General features: G+C 43.8%; 18 protein-coding genes and 1 pseudogene. 10 read left to right on the top strand and 9 right to left on the bottom strand.

What is annotated here, in order from left to right; all coding sequences use genetic code 11:
• The first annotated feature begins 36 nt into the window (after nt 1-36).
• Together D5I41_RS00960 and D5I41_RS00955 are read left to right on the top strand one after the other, a co-directional pair.
• Entirely contained in the window at nt 37-1,137 is a 1,101-nt protein-coding gene (locus D5I41_RS00960) for an AI-2E family transporter (RefSeq protein WP_119008068.1), read from the top strand.
• A complete protein-coding gene (locus D5I41_RS00955) occupies nt 1,137-1,799 on the top strand; it encodes a potassium channel family protein (RefSeq protein WP_119008067.1) in 663 nt (220 codons plus the stop codon). The genes D5I41_RS00960 and D5I41_RS00955 overlap by 1 nt, the downstream gene beginning before the upstream one ends.
• 82 nt (nt 1,800-1,881) lie before the next feature.
• Here D5I41_RS00955 and D5I41_RS00950 read toward each other — a convergent pair whose 3' ends face one another.
• The gene (locus D5I41_RS00950) at nt 1,882-2,424 is read right to left on the bottom strand and encodes a YaeQ family protein (RefSeq protein WP_017029577.1); all 543 of its coding nucleotides are present in this window, start codon (nt 2,422-2,424) and stop codon (nt 1,882-1,884) included.
• A gap of 94 nt (nt 2,425-2,518) precedes the next feature.
• Nucleotides 2,519-2,728: a cold-shock protein gene (locus tag D5I41_RS00945; RefSeq protein WP_017029576.1), complete on the bottom strand. Its 210-nt coding sequence runs from the start codon at nt 2,726-2,728 to the stop codon at nt 2,519-2,521.
• A gap of 354 nt (nt 2,729-3,082) precedes the next feature.
• On the opposite strand from D5I41_RS00945, the gene D5I41_RS00940 reads away from it, so the two are divergent.
• A complete protein-coding gene (locus D5I41_RS00940; RefSeq protein WP_119008066.1) occupies nt 3,083-3,481 on the top strand; it encodes an OsmC family protein in 399 nt (132 codons plus the stop codon).
• A 69-nt stretch (nt 3,482-3,550) separates the two neighbouring features.
• On the opposite strand, the gene D5I41_RS00935 is transcribed toward D5I41_RS00940, so the two are convergent.
• Nucleotides 3,551-3,853, bottom strand: a complete 303-nt coding sequence (locus D5I41_RS00935) for a putative hemolysin (RefSeq protein ID WP_119008065.1) — start codon at nt 3,851-3,853, stop codon at nt 3,551-3,553.
• Nucleotides 3,854-3,980: 127 nt separating this feature from the next.
• On the opposite strand from D5I41_RS00935, the gene D5I41_RS00930 reads away from it, so the two are divergent.
• Entirely contained in the window at nt 3,981-4,499 is a 519-nt protein-coding gene (locus tag D5I41_RS00930; protein WP_119008064.1) for an NUDIX hydrolase, read from the top strand.
• On the opposite strand, the gene D5I41_RS00925 is transcribed toward D5I41_RS00930, so the two are convergent.
• Both D5I41_RS00925 and D5I41_RS00920 read right to left on the bottom strand, forming a co-directional pair.
• Entirely contained in the window at nt 4,491-5,255 is a 765-nt protein-coding gene (locus D5I41_RS00925) for an ion transporter (protein ID WP_119008063.1), read from the bottom strand. The two genes, D5I41_RS00930 and D5I41_RS00925, sit on opposite strands and share 9 nt — an antisense overlap.
• Before the next feature lie 6 nt (nt 5,256-5,261).
• Entirely contained in the window at nt 5,262-5,582 is a 321-nt protein-coding gene (locus D5I41_RS00920) for a heavy metal-binding domain-containing protein (protein WP_119008062.1), read from the bottom strand.
• A gap of 190 nt (nt 5,583-5,772) precedes the next feature.
• Here D5I41_RS00920 and D5I41_RS00915 point away from each other — a divergent pair, with 190 nt between their 5' ends.
• Genes D5I41_RS00915 through D5I41_RS00905 form a run of 3 tightly spaced genes read left to right on the top strand, consistent with a single transcriptional unit; the run spans nt 5,773 to nt 9,459 of the window.
• Nucleotides 5,773-7,104 carry a TackOD1 domain-containing metal-binding protein gene (locus D5I41_RS00915; RefSeq protein ID WP_119008061.1) on the top strand — a complete coding sequence of 444 codons (1,332 nt, stop codon included), beginning with the start codon at nt 5,773-5,775 and terminating at the stop codon, nt 7,102-7,104.
• Nucleotides 7,097-8,413, top strand: coding sequence for a glycosyltransferase family 2 protein (locus D5I41_RS00910; RefSeq protein ID WP_186811093.1), 1,317 nt, complete (start codon nt 7,097-7,099; stop codon nt 8,411-8,413). Before D5I41_RS00915 ends, D5I41_RS00910 begins: the two co-directional genes overlap by 8 nt.
• The gene (locus D5I41_RS00905) at nt 8,383-9,459 is read left to right on the top strand and encodes an HlyD family secretion protein (protein ID WP_119008059.1); all 1,077 of its coding nucleotides are present in this window, start codon (nt 8,383-8,385) and stop codon (nt 9,457-9,459) included. Before D5I41_RS00910 ends, D5I41_RS00905 begins: the two co-directional genes overlap by 31 nt.
• A gap of 3 nt (nt 9,460-9,462) precedes the next feature.
• Here the strand turns inward: D5I41_RS00905 and D5I41_RS00900 are convergent.
• The 3 genes and pseudogenes from D5I41_RS00900 to D5I41_RS00890 form a co-directional block, all read right to left on the bottom strand.
• A pseudogene (locus tag D5I41_RS00900) lies at nt 9,463-9,684 on the bottom strand (integrase core domain-containing protein); the annotation flags it as partial.
• An 86-nt stretch (nt 9,685-9,770) separates the two neighbouring features.
• The gene (locus tag D5I41_RS00895) at nt 9,771-11,171 is read right to left on the bottom strand and encodes a glycoside hydrolase family 1 protein (protein WP_119008058.1); all 1,401 of its coding nucleotides are present in this window, start codon (nt 11,169-11,171) and stop codon (nt 9,771-9,773) included.
• Between the two features lie 114 nt (nt 11,172-11,285).
• Complete coding sequence (locus tag D5I41_RS00890) at nt 11,286-12,227, bottom strand: LysR family transcriptional regulator (protein WP_119008057.1); 942 nt, start codon at nt 12,225-12,227, stop codon at nt 11,286-11,288.
• Between the two features lie 162 nt (nt 12,228-12,389).
• Here D5I41_RS00890 and D5I41_RS00885 point away from each other — a divergent pair, with 162 nt between their 5' ends.
• The 3 genes from D5I41_RS00885 to D5I41_RS00875 all read left to right on the top strand — a co-directional run bounded on the left by D5I41_RS00885 (nt 12,390) and on the right by D5I41_RS00875 (nt 15,791).
• Complete coding sequence (locus D5I41_RS00885; protein WP_119008056.1) at nt 12,390-13,586, top strand: glycine C-acetyltransferase; 1,197 nt, start codon at nt 12,390-12,392, stop codon at nt 13,584-13,586.
• Nucleotides 13,586-14,617, top strand: coding sequence for an L-threonine 3-dehydrogenase (gene tdh / locus D5I41_RS00880; protein WP_119008055.1), 1,032 nt, complete (start codon nt 13,586-13,588; stop codon nt 14,615-14,617). Before D5I41_RS00885 ends, tdh begins: the two co-directional genes overlap by 1 nt.
• Before the next feature lie 274 nt (nt 14,618-14,891).
• A complete protein-coding gene (locus tag D5I41_RS00875; protein WP_119008054.1) occupies nt 14,892-15,791 on the top strand; it encodes an EamA family transporter in 900 nt (299 codons plus the stop codon).
• A 38-nt stretch (nt 15,792-15,829) separates the two neighbouring features.
• On the opposite strand, the gene D5I41_RS00870 is transcribed toward D5I41_RS00875, so the two are convergent.
• Nucleotides 15,830-16,138, bottom strand: coding sequence for a DUF1272 domain-containing protein (locus tag D5I41_RS00870; protein ID WP_208639133.1), 309 nt, complete (start codon nt 16,136-16,138; stop codon nt 15,830-15,832).
• Between the last annotated feature and the right edge of the window lie 80 nt (nt 16,139-16,218).

Genomic DNA, 16,218 nt, shown 5'->3' with positions numbered 1-16,218 from the left:
AACTACCTTTAGTAGATTGTATTACAAGGACTTTTCATGAACTCTTCGCAAGATTTTTCCAGACAAGCCATAGATGCCTTTATTAAGATAATTATCGTCGGCATGCTTCTCTTTTGGTGTTTCCAAATATTAAGGCCTTTTGCTTTGCTTGTTATCTGGGGCGCAATTATCGCAACGGCACTATTCCCTTTGGTTAAGGGAATTCAAAATAAAACGGGGTTATCTCAAGGCAAGGCCAGTTGGCTATTATCACTCACGGGTGTGATCTTGTTGGTGGTTCCAGCTTATCTGATTGGTGATAGTTTATTTAGCACCGCGGGTGATGTTTATCAGCAGATCCAAGAAGGTACGTTAGAGCTTAAGCCACCTTCTGAGAGCATTAAGTCATGGCCTGTGGTAGGTGACAAGCTCTATTCAACTTTGCTTGGCTTTTCATCAAACTTAACTAATGCAATGCTTCAGCATTCAGAACAGATTAAGAGTATTCTGGGTAGTGTCGCCTCTGCCATTGGTAGTGTCGGCGGTAGTGTATTACAGTTTGTGATTTCACTATTAATTGCCGGTATCTTTATGACTAATGCTCAAGCTTGTGAAAAGTCTTTTCAGCAAGTATCAGTGCGTCTAGCGGGTGAGTATGGCGCTCAATTTACCAAGCTATCGGTAGCGACGGTACGTAGTGTGGTTCAAGGCGTCATTGGCGTTGCGGTTACCCAGTCAATCATGGCGGGTATCGGTCTCTATTTTGCAGGTATTCCTTTTGCGGGCCTTTGGATGCTGGCCGTGTTGATTGTTGCGATTATTCAACTTCCGCCAATCTTAGCGCTGATTCCTGCATTGATTTTCGCTTGGACTACTGATTCGACCTTAGTCGCAGGCGTGTTCACGGTTTGGTGTGTTCTGGTCAGTGCCAGTGATGCGGTGCTTAAACCTATGCTAATGGGACGTGGAACAGATATCCCTATGTTAGTTATCCTGCTGGGTGCTATCGGTGGTATGGCTATGTCTGGAATCGTTGGCTTGTTTGTAGGTGCGGTTGTTCTTGCTGTGACTCATAGATTGTTTGTGGCTTGGTTAGCTCAATCTGAGGTTGATGTAGAGCAGCTAGAAGCAGAACCTGTGGAAGAAGAGAGTAAGTAATGGCAAAGATGTCCGAGCGCGATAACTTTTTACATCTGTTTGTCGCTTTGATTGTACTGTTATTCGGTTGTGCAATTCTCGAACAATTTTTTGAGACAGGGCAGGGGATCGTGTTAGTCGGTTTGTTGTTTTGTATGTCGGCATCGACTCTTGGTATCGAAAAGAAGAAGACGGGGGTTCGGGGCTGGTTAGGCTTTCTGATCGTGCTTGTGTTGCTGTCTTCGGTGGCCTCTATTTTAGAAGCAGCGAATCTTGCTATTGTTTCGCTAGGTGCTTTGATTTTGTTTATTGGACAGTATCTAAGGCATGCAACCAAATTGGTATTAACCGCGCCGAAAATAGATAAAAATCAGATAGTGGGTTCAATCTGTATCTATTTGATGATGGGGCTGTGGTTTGCGTTCGTGCAACTGCTGCTGTTAGAGGTCCTGAAGGGGGGCTTTAATGGAATCGAACATGGGCCTTGGCTAGACAACCTTTCTAGAATGATCTACTTCAGCTTTATCACTATGACCTCTGTGGGCTACGGCGTTATAGCGCCAACCGAGCCTTTAACTCGCTTTGTCGCGTATTTCGAGGCAATTGCAGGGGTGTTCTACCTAGCAATCTTAGTATCGAGCTTAGTGAGTGCTGGTTTAACCCAAGTGAATGAAAAGAAATAGAGACCAATAGCTGGAAAATATAAGGGCCTGCTAACGCTTTTGCGAACGCAGGCCCTTTTAATTTGTACCGAGCAGATTGGTATTAAGACTTAACCTGCAACTCTGTAATGGTGATTTCAGTGTTTACATCGCCAAGAGTGGCAAACATGCTGTTACCCGAAATCATTAGGCTCAAATCGTTGGTTCGTTCAAGTCCTGAAACTAGCTCTTCAATAGGAGCGAAGTCAAACTGTGTAATGCTCGCATCATACTCGCGAAGCACGGATTGATTTTTGTTAAACCAAACATCGGACTTGTTTTCATTGAAGGTATAGAAGTGAGTCTGCTTTGATTTGCGCGCCGCTTTCTTAACTCGATCCGTTGACGGCTCGCCAACCTCTATCCAAGTGACAATATCGCCAATATCAGAAAGCTCCCAAATATCAGGCTCTTCTTGCTCAGACAACCCTTTAGTAAAGGTTAGGTTCGGGGTGTTATTTAGACAAAATGCAAAGATGCGGACCAGCATTCGTACTTCATTTTCAGAAGGGTGCTTGGCTACAGTAAGATTAATGTCATCAAATTGATTGCGATTAGTGTCGGCAAGGTTTACGCGAAACTTATAAATAGTGGGTTTGAGCGCCAAAGTGGGAGTTCCAAAAAATAGGATTTAGGCGTTTGATTATATAGAGTTGAGAGGAGAAAAGTAAGCCAGTGAAGCACTGGCTTACTTGGCGCAATTATACAGCGCGAATTTGTTCTGCTTGCGGGCCTTTTTGACCTGTAGTAACAACAAACTCTACTTTTTGGCCTTCAGCAAGAGTACGGAAACCGTCGCCTTGGATAGCAGAGAAGTGAGCGAATACGTCTGGACCGTTTTCTTGTTGAATAAAACCGAAACCTTTAGTTTCGTTGAACCATTTTACGGTACCAGTAACTGTGTTTGACATTGTCAATTTTCCTTTGCGATATAACTAAACTTGGTCAAATCCGACCATACTAAGTGCTTGAAAACAGATTGCATTGACCGATGGTGAATACAACGGCGACTAGTCTCCAACTGTACTGCACAACTTCAAAAGCAAAACTTTCTCTTGCCTGATTCAGTGTATCTGCGGAAGTCTATAAGTCAATGATATCAATGGCATAGTCAGGGATGCATTGTTCAAAATTGTTAGGTGTATTCAAGTTTTTCATGCTGAAACTTAAACTTGCACGACATGTCATGACATCGTCATCATTTCGATTGTTGAGTTCGCACTATGAGCGTGTAGAATGAGGCGAAATTAAAAGAGGATTTGATTATGCAAGCAACCGTATCTTGGGTAGATAATTTTAAGTTTATCGGTGAGTCTCAATCTGGCCATTCAGTGGTTTTAGATGGCAGCGGTGGCAAGACAGCGCCAAGCCCGATGGAAATGGTATTGATCGCAGCAGGCGGTTGTAGTTCTGTAGACGTGGTAGACGGTCTAAAAAGTGCAGAGCAAAAAGTAACGGGTTGCGTAGCGAAACTGAGTAGCTCTCGTCGTGACGAAGCGCCTAAGTTTTTCACTAGTATTAACATTCACTTTGAAGTATCGGGTGTTGACCTTGATCCTGAGATTGTTGCTAAAGTAGCGAAAGACTCTTTAGAAAAGTATTGCTCGGTTTGCTTGATGTTAGATAAGGGTGTGGAAATGACGCACTCTTGGGAAATTGTATAAGCAGATAAAATAGAAAATGCCCCGCTAATGGAAGTTAGCGGGGCATTTTTATAACTGACGTTAGAGAAATTAGTTTGAGGCTTTTCTCATTTCATCTTCACTCTGCTTTTGATTCTCGGGACGTTCATCTTCATGATTCATGTAGTAGTACTCCCAGATCTCATGCTTCTCATCATCAGAGATCTCACAGTAAGTGACTCGTTTACCTTCCTCTGAGGCACGCAGGATCTCATGGTCTTCCTGTACACAGTACATAGACGCTTTACTTGTAATTGGATCCCAGTCCTCTACCGTGTACTCGTCTGGTTCGCTTGCACAACCTGCTAGCAACACAGCGCCACTCATTGCAGATAAAAGAAGGATTTTCTTCATTATTGGCTCCAAAGAACTATTTGTTTTGACTTATCTTTTTCAGTGTACGAGATATCTTAATTAATTCAATAGTTAACCTCTGGTTACATGTTAAAATATTGGGAAATTCAATTTATCCGTTATTCTCATGCGCCATTTAAAAACGAACATCCATCCTGATTTAAGCGAACTCGATCAAAAAACCATCATACAGCGCCGTGCAACGCGAGCCATCGCTTTGATGGGCGATCAAATACTGCTGCTATATACCGAGCGTTATCACGATTACTCATTGCCTGGTGGCGGAATTGATGAGGGAGAAGATGTGATTGCTGGTTTAGTACGTGAACTAGAAGAAGAAACAGGCGCGCAAAATATTCGTAACATCAAACCGTTTGGTGTGTTTGAAGAGTTTCGTCCTTGGTATAAAGACGATGCGGATGTGATGCACATGCATTCCTACTGCTATACCTGTCACGTCGACCCAGAATTAGGTGCGCCAAACTTTGAAGACTATGAGATCAAAAATGGTATGCAGGCAAAGTGGGTCAATATCCATGAAGCTATTGCTCACAATGAACATACAATAGCCAATAGTGCGAAGAAGGGTTTAAGCATTGAACGTGAAACCTTCTTACTGCACCTTATTGCTAAAGAACTAGTTTGATTTTTGGTCTTTGATGAGATCTTTTAGCTCATCAATCTTCGTGTGAAGGGCTTTGATCTCTGCTTTAACTGCCGTTCGTTCACTACTATCAGCCTGTTCCGTCTCGGTCATAAACCAGTTGGCCACTAAACCGGTAAATGTACCAAAAAGACCCACACCGGCGGTCATCAAAATAGCTGCTACCAATCTGCCTTGTGTCGTCACAGGGTAGAAATCACCATAGCCAACGGTAGTAATGGTCACAAAAGACCACCAAAGTGCGTCTCCGGCTGAGTGAATGTTGGAGTCTGTCAGCCCTTTTTCAAACTGCAGAATCCCAATAGCGCCAAAGATGACCACTAATACCGAGACGCTCGCGACGATTGAGAAGGTGCCAGAGCGCCTATTTCGAAACAGGTAGTATAAGATGAGCTTGGTAGAGCGAACCGCTTTTAGAATGCGTAAGAACCGAACCAAATGGACAAAGCGTCCATAACGTAGAGCATCGACTAACGGAATGCTCGATAGCAGGTCGATCCAGCCCCATTTCATGTACTGCAGTTTATTGGGCGCACGGTAGAAGCGTTGAAAAAAGTCCACCAAGAAAACCATGCACACCATGGTATCTATCATTGCCAATAATTCAGAGGTGTCTGAATCTAGGGTAAAGGCATTCTCCACAAACAGTGCAATGAGTACATACACCGAAAGGATTAAGGTGACGAACTGCAGTGGCCCTAATTCGTGCTTAGCGTCGTGTCTTTCAGACTTTGGCATACTGAGTTAGCCGATGGTGACAGCGGTACCACTTGCACTGACCATCAACATGCCGTTGTCTTTGCCTAGTACTTCGTAGTCTATATCGATGCCAATAACCGCATTTGCACCGATTTCACGAGCTTTATCTTCTAACTCTTGCATCGCGATAGTGCGGGCGCGTTCTAACTCTTTTTCATAGGTACCAGAGCGACCACCGACCATGTCACGAATGCCGGCAAACATGTCCTTAAACAAGTTTGCACCTAAGATGGCTTCACCCGCAATGACGCCGTGGTAGCGGAGAACACGTTTGCCTTCAACGGATTGTGTAGTGGTCATTAGCATGTTTTATTCCTTTTAGGTGTTAATTATCTCAAATGTACATAAATACCGAATGAAATTAAGAAATTATAAGCATATCAGCGTTTTATTGTTCTATCCTTTAACAGAAATATATATTAAATAGTGTGCTAATCATAGGCTATCCAAGCTTGCACGTTAACGGATGAAGATTTTGTTTTTCAAGGAGTGAAGAGTGTCTGATGAAAATAAGACTCTAGTGATATTCGGCGAAGCTCAAGCTGTGATTCCTCCTATGGGCTGGGCTGTCGAGTATGAAACCGATGAAGACCAGTTATTGGCAAGGCGGGGGATTATCTGTCTTATCAATGTCCCTTCATTGGAGCAAGACTCCCTACTAAAAAAAATACACAGATCGGAGTTTGGATGGAGCTGGCGTTTGTATTCAGTGCAAGCTAGCACATTAAGCCCTTACTTGAGCGATGGAGTGTATGAACCAGACCAGATCCGAGGTGTTCCAGAAAAACTCAGCTACCTAAGTGAGCAGCCTAGCGATACATTACTGGCATATTTGTGGCTAGATGAAAGGCGTGCACTTAAACCAATCAGAGATGCTGGCACTAGAGCAATCTATCGTTATCCTCTGATAGATGCTTACTATCAATTAGAACGCACCCCATTTCGATATATTTTTAAACAGGTAGAGCAAGAGTTACTAGAAAAGGGAGAGTGTATTGATAGGGTTCGCTATTGCCAGAAGTGTCATTCTGGACACTTGAATTATGTCGATGCGTGCCCTTCGTGTAGCTCTGTCGATACTGTTTCAAATGATGCTTTACACTGTTTTACTTGTGGTCATGTAGATGACGCAAAAACATTTGCTAAGCACAACGCCCTACAGTGTCCTAACTGCAATACTTTATTGAAACATATTGGCGTGGATTACGACCGCCCTCTAGAGCTGATGCAGTGTAATAGTTGCCAGAATGAATTTGCGGAAGCCCGTGTAATAGCTCGTTGTTTAAGTTGCGGCCATAAAAACAATGTAGAGTCGCTTATAACCCAAACTTACTTCAACTATTTGAGTGGTGATAGAGCGCATCTTTTTCTACTTAACCAGGCCCCATCAAAAGTCTCCTTCCGTTTATCAGGGACAGTTGACCCTGTTCTTTTTGAATCGGTTGTGTCTTGGAAGAACCAGCTATCCATTCGTCACAGTCACACTGATCTTCTCATAGGTTTGAAGATTATTAATATCGAGGAATTTATCCAAAAATTTGGAGAGGTGGCTTATGTTGAGTTTTTGGCTCAACTATCCGAACAGTTAGAGTCACTATTCAGAACCACAGACCTTAGCTGTCAATATAGTGAAGAGGTACTTTTCGTTTTCCTGCCGATTTGCGATACGAACTCCATAGAAATCCTTCGTGAACGGTTGTCAGAGTTTGCTAACAAGATCGAATCAAATGAAATAGGACTGCGGGTGAGGCATTGGTACCTGCCTGACCAAGAGTTCGATGATTCAAACACTTGGTTCAAAGCTAAAGCGAGTGAGCTGGATGCTTGATTCTGTTGTCTATGTTTTAAGGAGTATGTGGGGGAGCATTTGGACTCATACAGAGGTGCTCATTACTTACTTCCCTCTTATTATCTTGGTTGAGTTACCTCTGATATTAATGATGCTTGTTGGAGTGTTTAAATGGTATTGGAGAAACCAACATAGAGAGCTAAATCGAGCGCCCAGTTTAAGCATTGTTATCACTTGTTATGGTGAAGGTGATGCAATCAAAAAAACCATCGATACATTAGTGGAACAAATTTATCCAGGAAACATAGAAATCCTAGCTGTAGTTGATGGAGCGGTGCAAAATCAACATACCTATGCTGCCGCTGTGGAATCCCAGCAACATCATCAGCACAGAAAAGACCGTTTAGTCAGAGTCGTGCCTAAATGGCAGCGCGGCGGCAGGGTGTCTACGCTGAACACTGGCTTATACAAAGCGAAGAATGAAATTGTTATCAACGTCGATGGCGATACTTCATTTGATAACGACATGGCTTTTAATATAGCAAAGCAGTTTAACAACGAAAATGTTGTTGCTAGTGGAGGTGCTCTGAGGGTTCGCAATTGGCAAGATAACCTATTAACGCGTATGCAAGCGTTGGAATATATGATGTCCATGCAGGCGGGAAAAACAGGAACTCGAGAATTTGGGCTTTTGAATAATATTTCAGGAGCCTTTGGAGCATTTCGAAAAACGGTATTGAAACGAGTTGGAGGCTGGGATACTCATACCGCTGAAGACCTCGACCTTACTTTTAGGTTCAAACAGTACCATGCTCGTTATCCCAATATTCGATTGGCGTTCACCCCACACGCAATAGGTCATACCGATGCACCTAGCACAATAAGAGATTTTACGTTGCAGCGGCTTCGTTGGGATGGTGATTTGCTGTTCTTGTATTTCAGAAAACATATGAAAGGCATGACACCGAAGCTACTTACCTGGCCGGTATTTCTTTACACGTTAGTGTATGGAGTACTGCAAAATGTACTGATACCTGTGCTGGTCGTGATGTACAGCATGTATGTATTAATTGTGTACCCAATTGTCTTTACCATATCCGCTTTCATACTGATCTATCTTGTTTACCTAGCCATAGTCGTTATTAAATTCTCTATTTATTGGGTGTTAATTTCAGAGAGAAAATCTCTAGATATCAATCTGATAGGTTGGCTACTTGCTTATCCATCATATGCATTGTTTGCTCGGTCGATCACCGCCTTCTCCATATTTAATGAGTTAATAAGGCGCTCTCATGAAGAGTCGAGTATGGCACCTTGGTGGGTGCTGAAAAGGGGGAAAAGATTTTGAAAATTGAATTCATGCTCGATAAGAAAAAGAATCCTGCCACAGAAAAAGGGCTAAAGGTTCTTTATGGTGGTACCAAACGCACAGGCTACCGAATTAGGTGGTTTGTGTTGGTGGCTATTGTTTTATTCCCTGCACTTTTCGGCTTAGGGTGGATTGTTAAACAACAAGTATTTGTTGTGGCACCAGCAGTAGTAAGTTACAACTCGTTGGATCTTAACGTCAAAACATCAGGGCTAATCAACAAAGTTCACTTTAAAACCGGGGACAATGTAGCCGCGGGAATCGTTCTGTTCGAGTTGAATGATCCGGTGTTAGATTCAGAAATCTTGTTTCTAGAACGTGAGATTCAACTATTAAGACAGATTTTAAAACAAGAAGATGATTCAACCTTAAAGCTTTATAGAGGCGCGGTAACTCAGTCACGCAATACGTTAAATGAAATGGAAGCGATAAAGAGAAAATTTGATGCCTACTACAGTAAAGGTGAAGTCAGCTCTGATTACTCGGCAATATTGAGTAACTACGCTGCTGCTGAAAGTAAACTTACGAATTCAATGATAGAGTTGCGTCTAGCCGAGCTGAATTTAGCTAAGGAAAAATATACAGGCGATGTGGCAAATGTCATTCGGGTATTGGAAAAAGAGCTCAATTTTAAGGTTGAGCTTCGACAGTCTCTTCAAGTTAAAGCTCCTTTTGATTCGACGATATTAGATGTAGCAGGAAAGGTAGGTATGCAAGTGGGCGAGCTTGACACCGTTATGACTATCGCAGGGAAGGATGCCACACCACATGTCATTGCCTACCTTGACCCGAAATATGTATCCAGCGCTAAGATGGGACAGCCTGTTGAAGTGAAACTTCCTAATGGAGAAAACTATAAAGCGGAGGTGAGTACGTCGGTTCAACTTGCCACAAAGTTACCTGAACAGTTAGCTAAGCCCTTTGAGGGAAAAAAAGCGCTCATGCGAGTATCGGTTGAGTTTATAGGAAGCCTACCAGAATCATACAAGCTGGTAGAGGGTATGCCGGTAGAGGTTTATTTTTGATTCTTATAATTTGTTCTGGTTTACGCCAAGCAGAGACTTTTCGTAGTTAACTGACGATTGATCATCGTTTGCCGAATGCAGCCTTTCGAGGTTGTAATACCTCATGTAAGCGACGACATCTTTCTTCATAGGCTCTCGAGTGGGGTGATGCACTTTAAATAGCCAATCATGCTTTAGGCTACCAAGGAACCTTTCCACTGCAGCATTATCCCAGCAAGTACCAACAAACATCACTCAAGCTTGCTCTGACCCCACAGGGGCCAGTTTTACTTGACCACTTCATAGCAAGCCTCGATATTTTTTACCTTAGCTTAGGAGGTTTGCGACTTTAGTGTTGCTCCGCGGCTTGTAATAACGTCTTTGTACCAATAGAAGCTTTTCTTTTTGGTGCGCACGAGTGTTCCCTCTCCATTATTGTCTCTATCTACGTGAATATAGCCATAGCGTTTACTCATTTCTGCTGTTGAGTTCGCCACCAAATCAATAGGCCCCCAAGAGGTAAAGCCCATTAGCTCGACACCATCCAATATCGCTTCATGCGCTTGTACTAAATGGTCATTGAGATAAGAAATCCGATAGTCATCAATGATTTCACCTTGTGGCGTTAGGGTGTCGATAGCACCTAGGCCGTTCTCCACAATAAACAACGGCTTTTGATATCTATCGTAAAGTAGGTTTAAAAGAATGCGCAATCCTTTAGGGTCGATGAGCCAACCCCATTCACTCTTTTTAAGGTGAGGGTTAGGCACACTATCGACGATATTGCCGACCTCTTTTTGCATAGGGTCTGCTGAGGCGCAACCACTGGCGTAATAACTAAAGGAAATGAAGTCGACGCTAGCAGAGGCAATGATATCGAGATCGTCTGCCTGCATCTTTATCTCAATGCTGTTTTCTCTGAAGTAGCGAAGCATGTAGCCGGGATATCTACCGCGAGTCTGTACGTCGCCAAAGAATAACCACTGATTATTTTCCTGCATGGCAGCAATCACATCATCTGGATTACAAGTAAACGGGTAATTAATCGCCCCCAAAAGCATGTTACCTATCTGAGCGTCTGGAATAATTTCATGACACAGGTTCACGGCTTTTGCGTTCGCGACCAGTTGATGGTGTATGGCTTGATAAATCTCTTGCTTAGAGGCTTGTTCTTGAAGACCAACGCCAGTAAATGGCGCATGTAGCGACATGTTGATCTCATTGAAGGTCAGCCATAGCTTTACTTTAGAGCCAAAGCGTTCGAATACAGTGCGAGCGTACCTTTCAAAGAAGGCAATGACACGTCGATCGCCCCAACCGTTATACTTTTCCACCAAGTGGTAAGGCATTTCATAGTGTGACAGTGTCACGAAGGGTGTCATGTTATGTTTGGCTAACTCGTCAAAAATACGATCGTAATAGGCGAGGCCAACTTCGTTTGGCTCTGCTTCGTCGCCATTTGGATAAATACGCGTCCAAGCAATGGATAAGCGTAGACAGGTAAAGCCCATTTCTTTAAATAGGGCAATGTCCTCTGGATAGCGATGGTAAAAGTCGATTGCCAAGTCTTTGATCCCAGGCACTCGCTCATCTCTTGTTTGGTGAGGGCTAAGGATGCCATTGGGTAGCATGTCTGATGTTGATAGACCTTTGCCATCTTCTAGGAATGACCCTTCAACTTGGTTGGCAGCGATTGCGCCGCCCCACAGAAAGTGCTCGGGAAACTGAATCATGGTGTGCTCCAATGAGTATGGTTATTGTCATTTTAGTTGTAGATAGTAAATCGTAGCCGAATATAGTCTTTTTCCGCTCAATTCATATCAAAAGATTTTTATCCTTTGAGCGCGTTAAAACTTAAAGGATAAGGGTGATTGAGTACTAGTGGAAAGTGCCTGACTAATAAAGTCGATAAACAAGCGAAGGCGCTCTGGCATGTATTTGGTTTGCGCGTATTGCATGAGCACATTGCCATGATAGTTACTGGTGAGTGTCCAATCCTCAAGCACTTGTACAACTTCTCCTGTAGCTACGGCATTCGCGACAACAAAATCATGAAATAGCCCAATACCTAGGTGGCTTTTTACGCCCTCAAACCTAAGATTTGCTTGGTTCACGGCATAGCGTCCAGATACGGTAACTGACTGAGATTTATCGTCTTTATGAAATGTCCAAATGTTGTCGTGTTCGGTTTCCGCCAGATACAAACAGTTGTGCTCTAACAGGTCACTGGGTTGCTTTGGTGTGCCATGCTTCATTAAGTAGGGTTTAGAAGCGCACAAGATCAAATGAGTCTCACCCAGCTCTTTAAGGACTAAGTGTTCATCTGGTTGTTCTGACAGCCTAAAGGCAACATCAATGCCTTGTTTTTGAATATCGATCGCACCGTCAATAGCGCGCGCCTTTATCTGAATATCAGGATACTTTTTCAAAAAGTCGATGATTAAGGGCTGCAAGACAACACTAAGAAAGGCCTCTGGCGCAGAGACTAAGAGGCTCCCCTGAGCTTGGGAGTGGCTATTTGTGGACAGTTCTACAGCTTGCTCGGCGGCACTAAGCATTTGTATTGCTTGTTCATAGACCTTTTGACCTTCTTCAGTAATGCGAAGAGTACGAGTGGTACGTTCAATAAGCTTCACCGCCAATGCGCTTTCAAGACGAGTGATCGTCTTAGACACTGCGGAGGGGGTCATAGCTAAGCTATTGGCAGCATTGGTAAAGTTACCTTGTTGAACCACTAAGGTATAGGTGGCAAGGTCGGGCAAAAGGGCAACAAGCTGAGTGGTTTTCATTATATGTGCCTACAATTCACAAATGATTTTCCGTAGAAGGCATTATACTCCCAACATCTTTGAACTAGAATCTCTTTACACTGTAAATCAGGAAAAGATTTTGCTCTGAGCAAGCTAGATATCTTGCTTGGCATTCCCCCTTACTGAAAGGATCAAAGAATCATGTCTTCTGCGTTTTATAACCAAATCCAACAACAAATCGACGAAGTAAAAACTGAAGGTTTGTACAAGTCTGAGCGCGTTATCACTTCTCAACAAAAAGCGTCTGTGTCTATTTCTACGGGTGAAGATGTACTTAACTTCTGTGCAAACAACTACTTAGGTCTGGCTAACCACCCTGAGCTTATCAAAGCAGCTCAGCAAGGTATGGATAAATACGGTTTTGGTATGGCGTCTGTGCGCTTTATTTGCGGTACTCAAGACATCCACAAACAACTTGAAGACAAGCTATCTGCATTCCTTGGAATGGAAGATACGATTCTTTACACCTCTTGCTTTGATGCAAACACAGGTCTGTTTGAAACCATTCTAGGTAAAGAAGATGCCATCATCTCTGATGCGCTGAACCACGCGTCGATTATTGATGGCGTTCGTTTGTGTAAGGCAATGCGCTTTCGCTACGCAAACAACAACATGCAAGAACTAGAACAGCAACTCATCGCTGCCAAAGAAGCGGGTGCGCGTAATACTCTGATTGTTACCGACGGCGTGTTCTCAATGGACGGAGTTGTAGCAAACTTGCCTGCTATCTGTGACCTTGCCGATAAATACGAAGCGTTAGTCATGGTTGATGACTCTCACGCAGTAGGTTTTATGGGTGAAACAGGCGCAGGTACGCACGACTACCACAATGTGATGGATCGTATCGATATCATCACAGGTACTCTAGGTAAGGCTATGGGCGGCGCATCAGGTGGCTACACTTCTGGTAAGAAAGAAGTGATTGACTGGCTTCGTCAGCGTTCTCGTCCGTACCTGTTCTCTAACTCTGTAGCGCCAGCGATTGTTTCGGCTTCTTTACGTGTTCTAGACCTTCTTCAAGAAAGTGGCAATCTTCGCACCCACCTTTGGGACAACGCTGCACACTTCCGTGCACGTATGGAAGATGCAGGCTTTACTATGGGTGGTGCTGACCACGCGATCATTCCAATTATGTTGGGTGATGCAAAGGTTGCCGCTGAGTTTGCTGAGCGTTCGCTAGCAAAAGGCATCTACGTTGTTGGTTTCTCTTTCCCAGTAGTACCGAAAGGCCAAGCTCGCATTCGCACGCAAATGTCTGCGGCGCATACTCGTGAACAACTAGACCGTGCTATTGATGCATTCATCGAAGTAGGTCGCGACATGGGGTTGATCAAATAATGAAGATTAAAGCACTTTCTAAACTTAAGCCTGAACAAGGCATCTGGATGAATGAAGTCGATATGCCTGAAATGGGGCATAACGACCTGCTTATCAAGATCAAAAAGACCGCTATCTGTGGCACTGACGTACACATCTACAACTGGGACGAATGGTCACAAAACACCATTCCTGTTCCTATGGTAGTCGGCCACGAATACGTGGGTGAGGTGGTTGCTATTGGTCAAGAAGTCCGTGGCTTTGAAGTGGGTGACCGTGTTTCTGGCGAGGGTCACATTACTTGTGGTCACTGTCGTAACTGCCGCGGTGGTCGTACGCACCTATGTCGTAACACTATCGGTGTGGGTGTTAACCGCACCGGTTCATTCTCTGAGTACCTAGTGATCCCTGCGTTTAACGCATTTAAGATCCCTGAAGGCATCTCTGATGACCTAGCATCAATTTTTGACCCGTTCGGCAACGCGGTTCACACTGCACTATCATTTGATCTTGTGGGTGAAGACGTACTGATCACAGGTGCAGGTCCAATTGGTATCATGGCAGCAGCAGTGGCAAAACACGTTGGTGCACGCCACGTTGTGATTACTGATGTGAACGAATACCGACTAGACCTTGCTCGTCAAATGGGTGTTACTCGCGCTGTTAACGTTGCCAAAGAAAACCTAAAAGATGTGATGGCTGAGCTAAACATGACCGAGGGCTTCGATGTAGGCCTTGAAATGTCAGGCGTTCAAGCTGCATTCAGCACCATGCTAGAAACCATGAATCACGGCGGTCGCCTTGCACTACTAGGTATTCCACCATCAGACATGGGTATTGATTGGAACCAAGTGATCTTTAAGGGGCTGGTTATTAAGGGCATCTACGGGCGTGAGATGTTCGAGACTTGGTACAAGATGGCTTCATTGATTCAATCTGGCCTAGATCTATCGCCAATCATCACTCACCACTACAAGGTAGACGACTTCCAAAAAGGCTTTGACGTTATGCGTAGCGGTCAGTCTGGTAAGGTTATCCTTGACTGGGAATAACGTGTTTTAGCTCTCTAGCTTAAGCTATTCAGAGTGTCAGTCTTTCTAAAGCCCTAAGGATCCTTAGGGCTTTTTCGTTTATCCGTACCCTCACTTATTGCCTCGTATACAAAGCCTATCTCTATTTGACCTAGATCGAAACTGCCAGGCAAACGCTGTAAAGGTAACGTCATTGAAGAGTCACAATCGCTAGTTAGAATCCGTCTTTTCCTAGGTTACCTAGAGTAATGGACCCCACTAGTAAAATAGATAAACTGTCTATTTAGGAAGCGCTTTGAGTATTATCGCGATTGTTTTGGTTGTTTTTTCAGCGCTGCTTCATGCTGGTTGGAACGTATTAGGTAAATCTGGTTCCGGTTCGGGATATTCTTTTGCGTTGGTCGCATCATCAACCCCCTTTATTTTGCTCTCACCCTATCTTGCGTGGTGCGCCTGGGCAATTGGTATTACCAATATTTCTGCTGATTTTCTGGGACTGTTGGTTTTCAGCTGTATTGGACAGGCTATTTACTTGGTGAGCGTTATTAAAGCTTATGAGCATGGTGACGTTGGCATGATGTATCCGATTGTGCGTGCTTTACCTGTACTCTTGGTGGGCATCGGCACGCTCATAATAGGTCAGGCGCTATCAGGTAACGCTTGGCTAGGCTTTAGTATCTTGACGATAGGGTGCTTACTGGTTCCTCTCAAAAATCTTCGAGATTTAAACCTATCTGCGTATGCAAATATTGGCGTACTGTGGGCAGTAATTGCCGCTATGGGTACGACGTTGTACTCCATTTTGGACAAGGAAGCGCTTAACTGGTTAGTGCTGGAAACATCGGGATTAAGCTCACAGCAGATCGCTATTTTCTATCTGGGTATGCAGTTTCTTGGTACATCTTCGGTGTTGTTGTGCTGGCTTTTTTTGACAAACAACAAGTCGGAAATCGTAAATGCAAAGCGTCATTGGAAGGGCTCATCCATTGCTGGAATAATGATGGGACTGACCTACGGAATCGTTTTGTATTCAATGACTTTGGTGGAAAACGTCAGCTATATTGTTGCGCTTCGACAGGTGAGTATTGTGTTTGGGCTTGCACTGGGGATCACTATCTTAAATGAGCGTTGGTTTTTCGTGCGAGGGCTAGGGGTTTCATTAGTTGTCACTGGTCTAGTGGTTGCGCTTGTCTAGTGCTGCTTTTTAAACGCATCGTGTTTCGAGAAAGAGTTTTAACGTTTTTCTGGGGCAATATGCTTGTATTTATTAGCAAAATCACTCATTTCTTGTTCCGAATATTTGCTCATAACTCTTGTTGTTGAAGGTGGTTGGTGAGAGGTACTGAGCTTAGCTCGTCTTTCCTCGGCGGGGCGAATGGGTCTTGAACATAAACCGCCACCGCAGTTAGGACATACGTTAAACAAAACGTCCTCTACACAATTTCTGCAAAAGGTACATTCGTAGCTACAAATCATAGCCTGCGTCGATTCTGCGGGTAAATCTTTGTCGCAGTGTTCGCAATTGGGTCTTATCTCAAGCATCAAGTCTTCCTCATTCTTACCCTTTGCAGTATAGGTGACACTCTCTGTGTTGATTGAAACTGATTATAAACTTGTGAGAG

The sequence above is a fragment of the Vibrio superstes genome (assembly GCF_003569005.1).
In the GTDB taxonomy this organism is placed as follows: Bacteria; Pseudomonadota; Gammaproteobacteria; order Enterobacterales; family Vibrionaceae; genus Vibrio; species Vibrio superstes.
This window is presented reverse-complemented; position numbering and strand designations above follow the sequence as displayed.

What these genes read in the sequence shown, in the direction of transcription:
- D5I41_RS00890 (WP_119008057.1), bottom strand. Translation starts at nt 12,227, where the DNA reads ATGAAAACCACTCAGCTTGTTGCCCTTTTGCCCGACCTTGCCACCTAT.
- tdh (WP_119008055.1), top strand. Translation starts at nt 13,586, where the DNA reads ATGAAGATTAAAGCACTTTCTAAACTTAAGCCTGAACAAGGCATCTGG.
- D5I41_RS00895 (WP_119008058.1), bottom strand. Translation starts at nt 11,171, where the DNA reads ATGATTCAGTTTCCCGAGCACTTTCTGTGGGGCGGCGCAATCGCTGCC.
- D5I41_RS00945 (WP_017029576.1), bottom strand. Translation starts at nt 2,728, where the DNA reads ATGTCAAACACAGTTACTGGTACCGTAAAATGGTTCAACGAAACTAAA.
- D5I41_RS00925 (WP_119008063.1), bottom strand. Translation starts at nt 5,255, where the DNA reads ATGCCAAAGTCTGAAAGACACGACGCTAAGCACGAATTAGGGCCACTG.
- D5I41_RS00920 (WP_119008062.1), bottom strand. Translation starts at nt 5,582, where the DNA reads ATGCTAATGACCACTACACAATCCGTTGAAGGCAAACGTGTTCTCCGC.
- D5I41_RS00885 (WP_119008056.1), top strand. Translation starts at nt 12,390, where the DNA reads ATGTCTTCTGCGTTTTATAACCAAATCCAACAACAAATCGACGAAGTA.
- D5I41_RS00940 (WP_119008066.1), top strand. Translation starts at nt 3,083, where the DNA reads ATGCAAGCAACCGTATCTTGGGTAGATAATTTTAAGTTTATCGGTGAG.
- D5I41_RS00960 (WP_119008068.1), top strand. Translation starts at nt 37, where the DNA reads ATGAACTCTTCGCAAGATTTTTCCAGACAAGCCATAGATGCCTTTATT.
- D5I41_RS00930 (WP_119008064.1), top strand. Translation starts at nt 3,981, where the DNA reads ATGCGCCATTTAAAAACGAACATCCATCCTGATTTAAGCGAACTCGAT.
- D5I41_RS00870 (WP_208639133.1), bottom strand. Translation starts at nt 16,138, where the DNA reads ATGCTTGAGATAAGACCCAATTGCGAACACTGCGACAAAGATTTACCC.
- D5I41_RS00935 (WP_119008065.1), bottom strand. Translation starts at nt 3,853, where the DNA reads ATGAAGAAAATCCTTCTTTTATCTGCAATGAGTGGCGCTGTGTTGCTA.
- D5I41_RS00910 (WP_186811093.1), top strand. Translation starts at nt 7,097, where the DNA reads ATGCTTGATTCTGTTGTCTATGTTTTAAGGAGTATGTGGGGGAGCATT.
- D5I41_RS00955 (WP_119008067.1), top strand. Translation starts at nt 1,137, where the DNA reads ATGGCAAAGATGTCCGAGCGCGATAACTTTTTACATCTGTTTGTCGCT.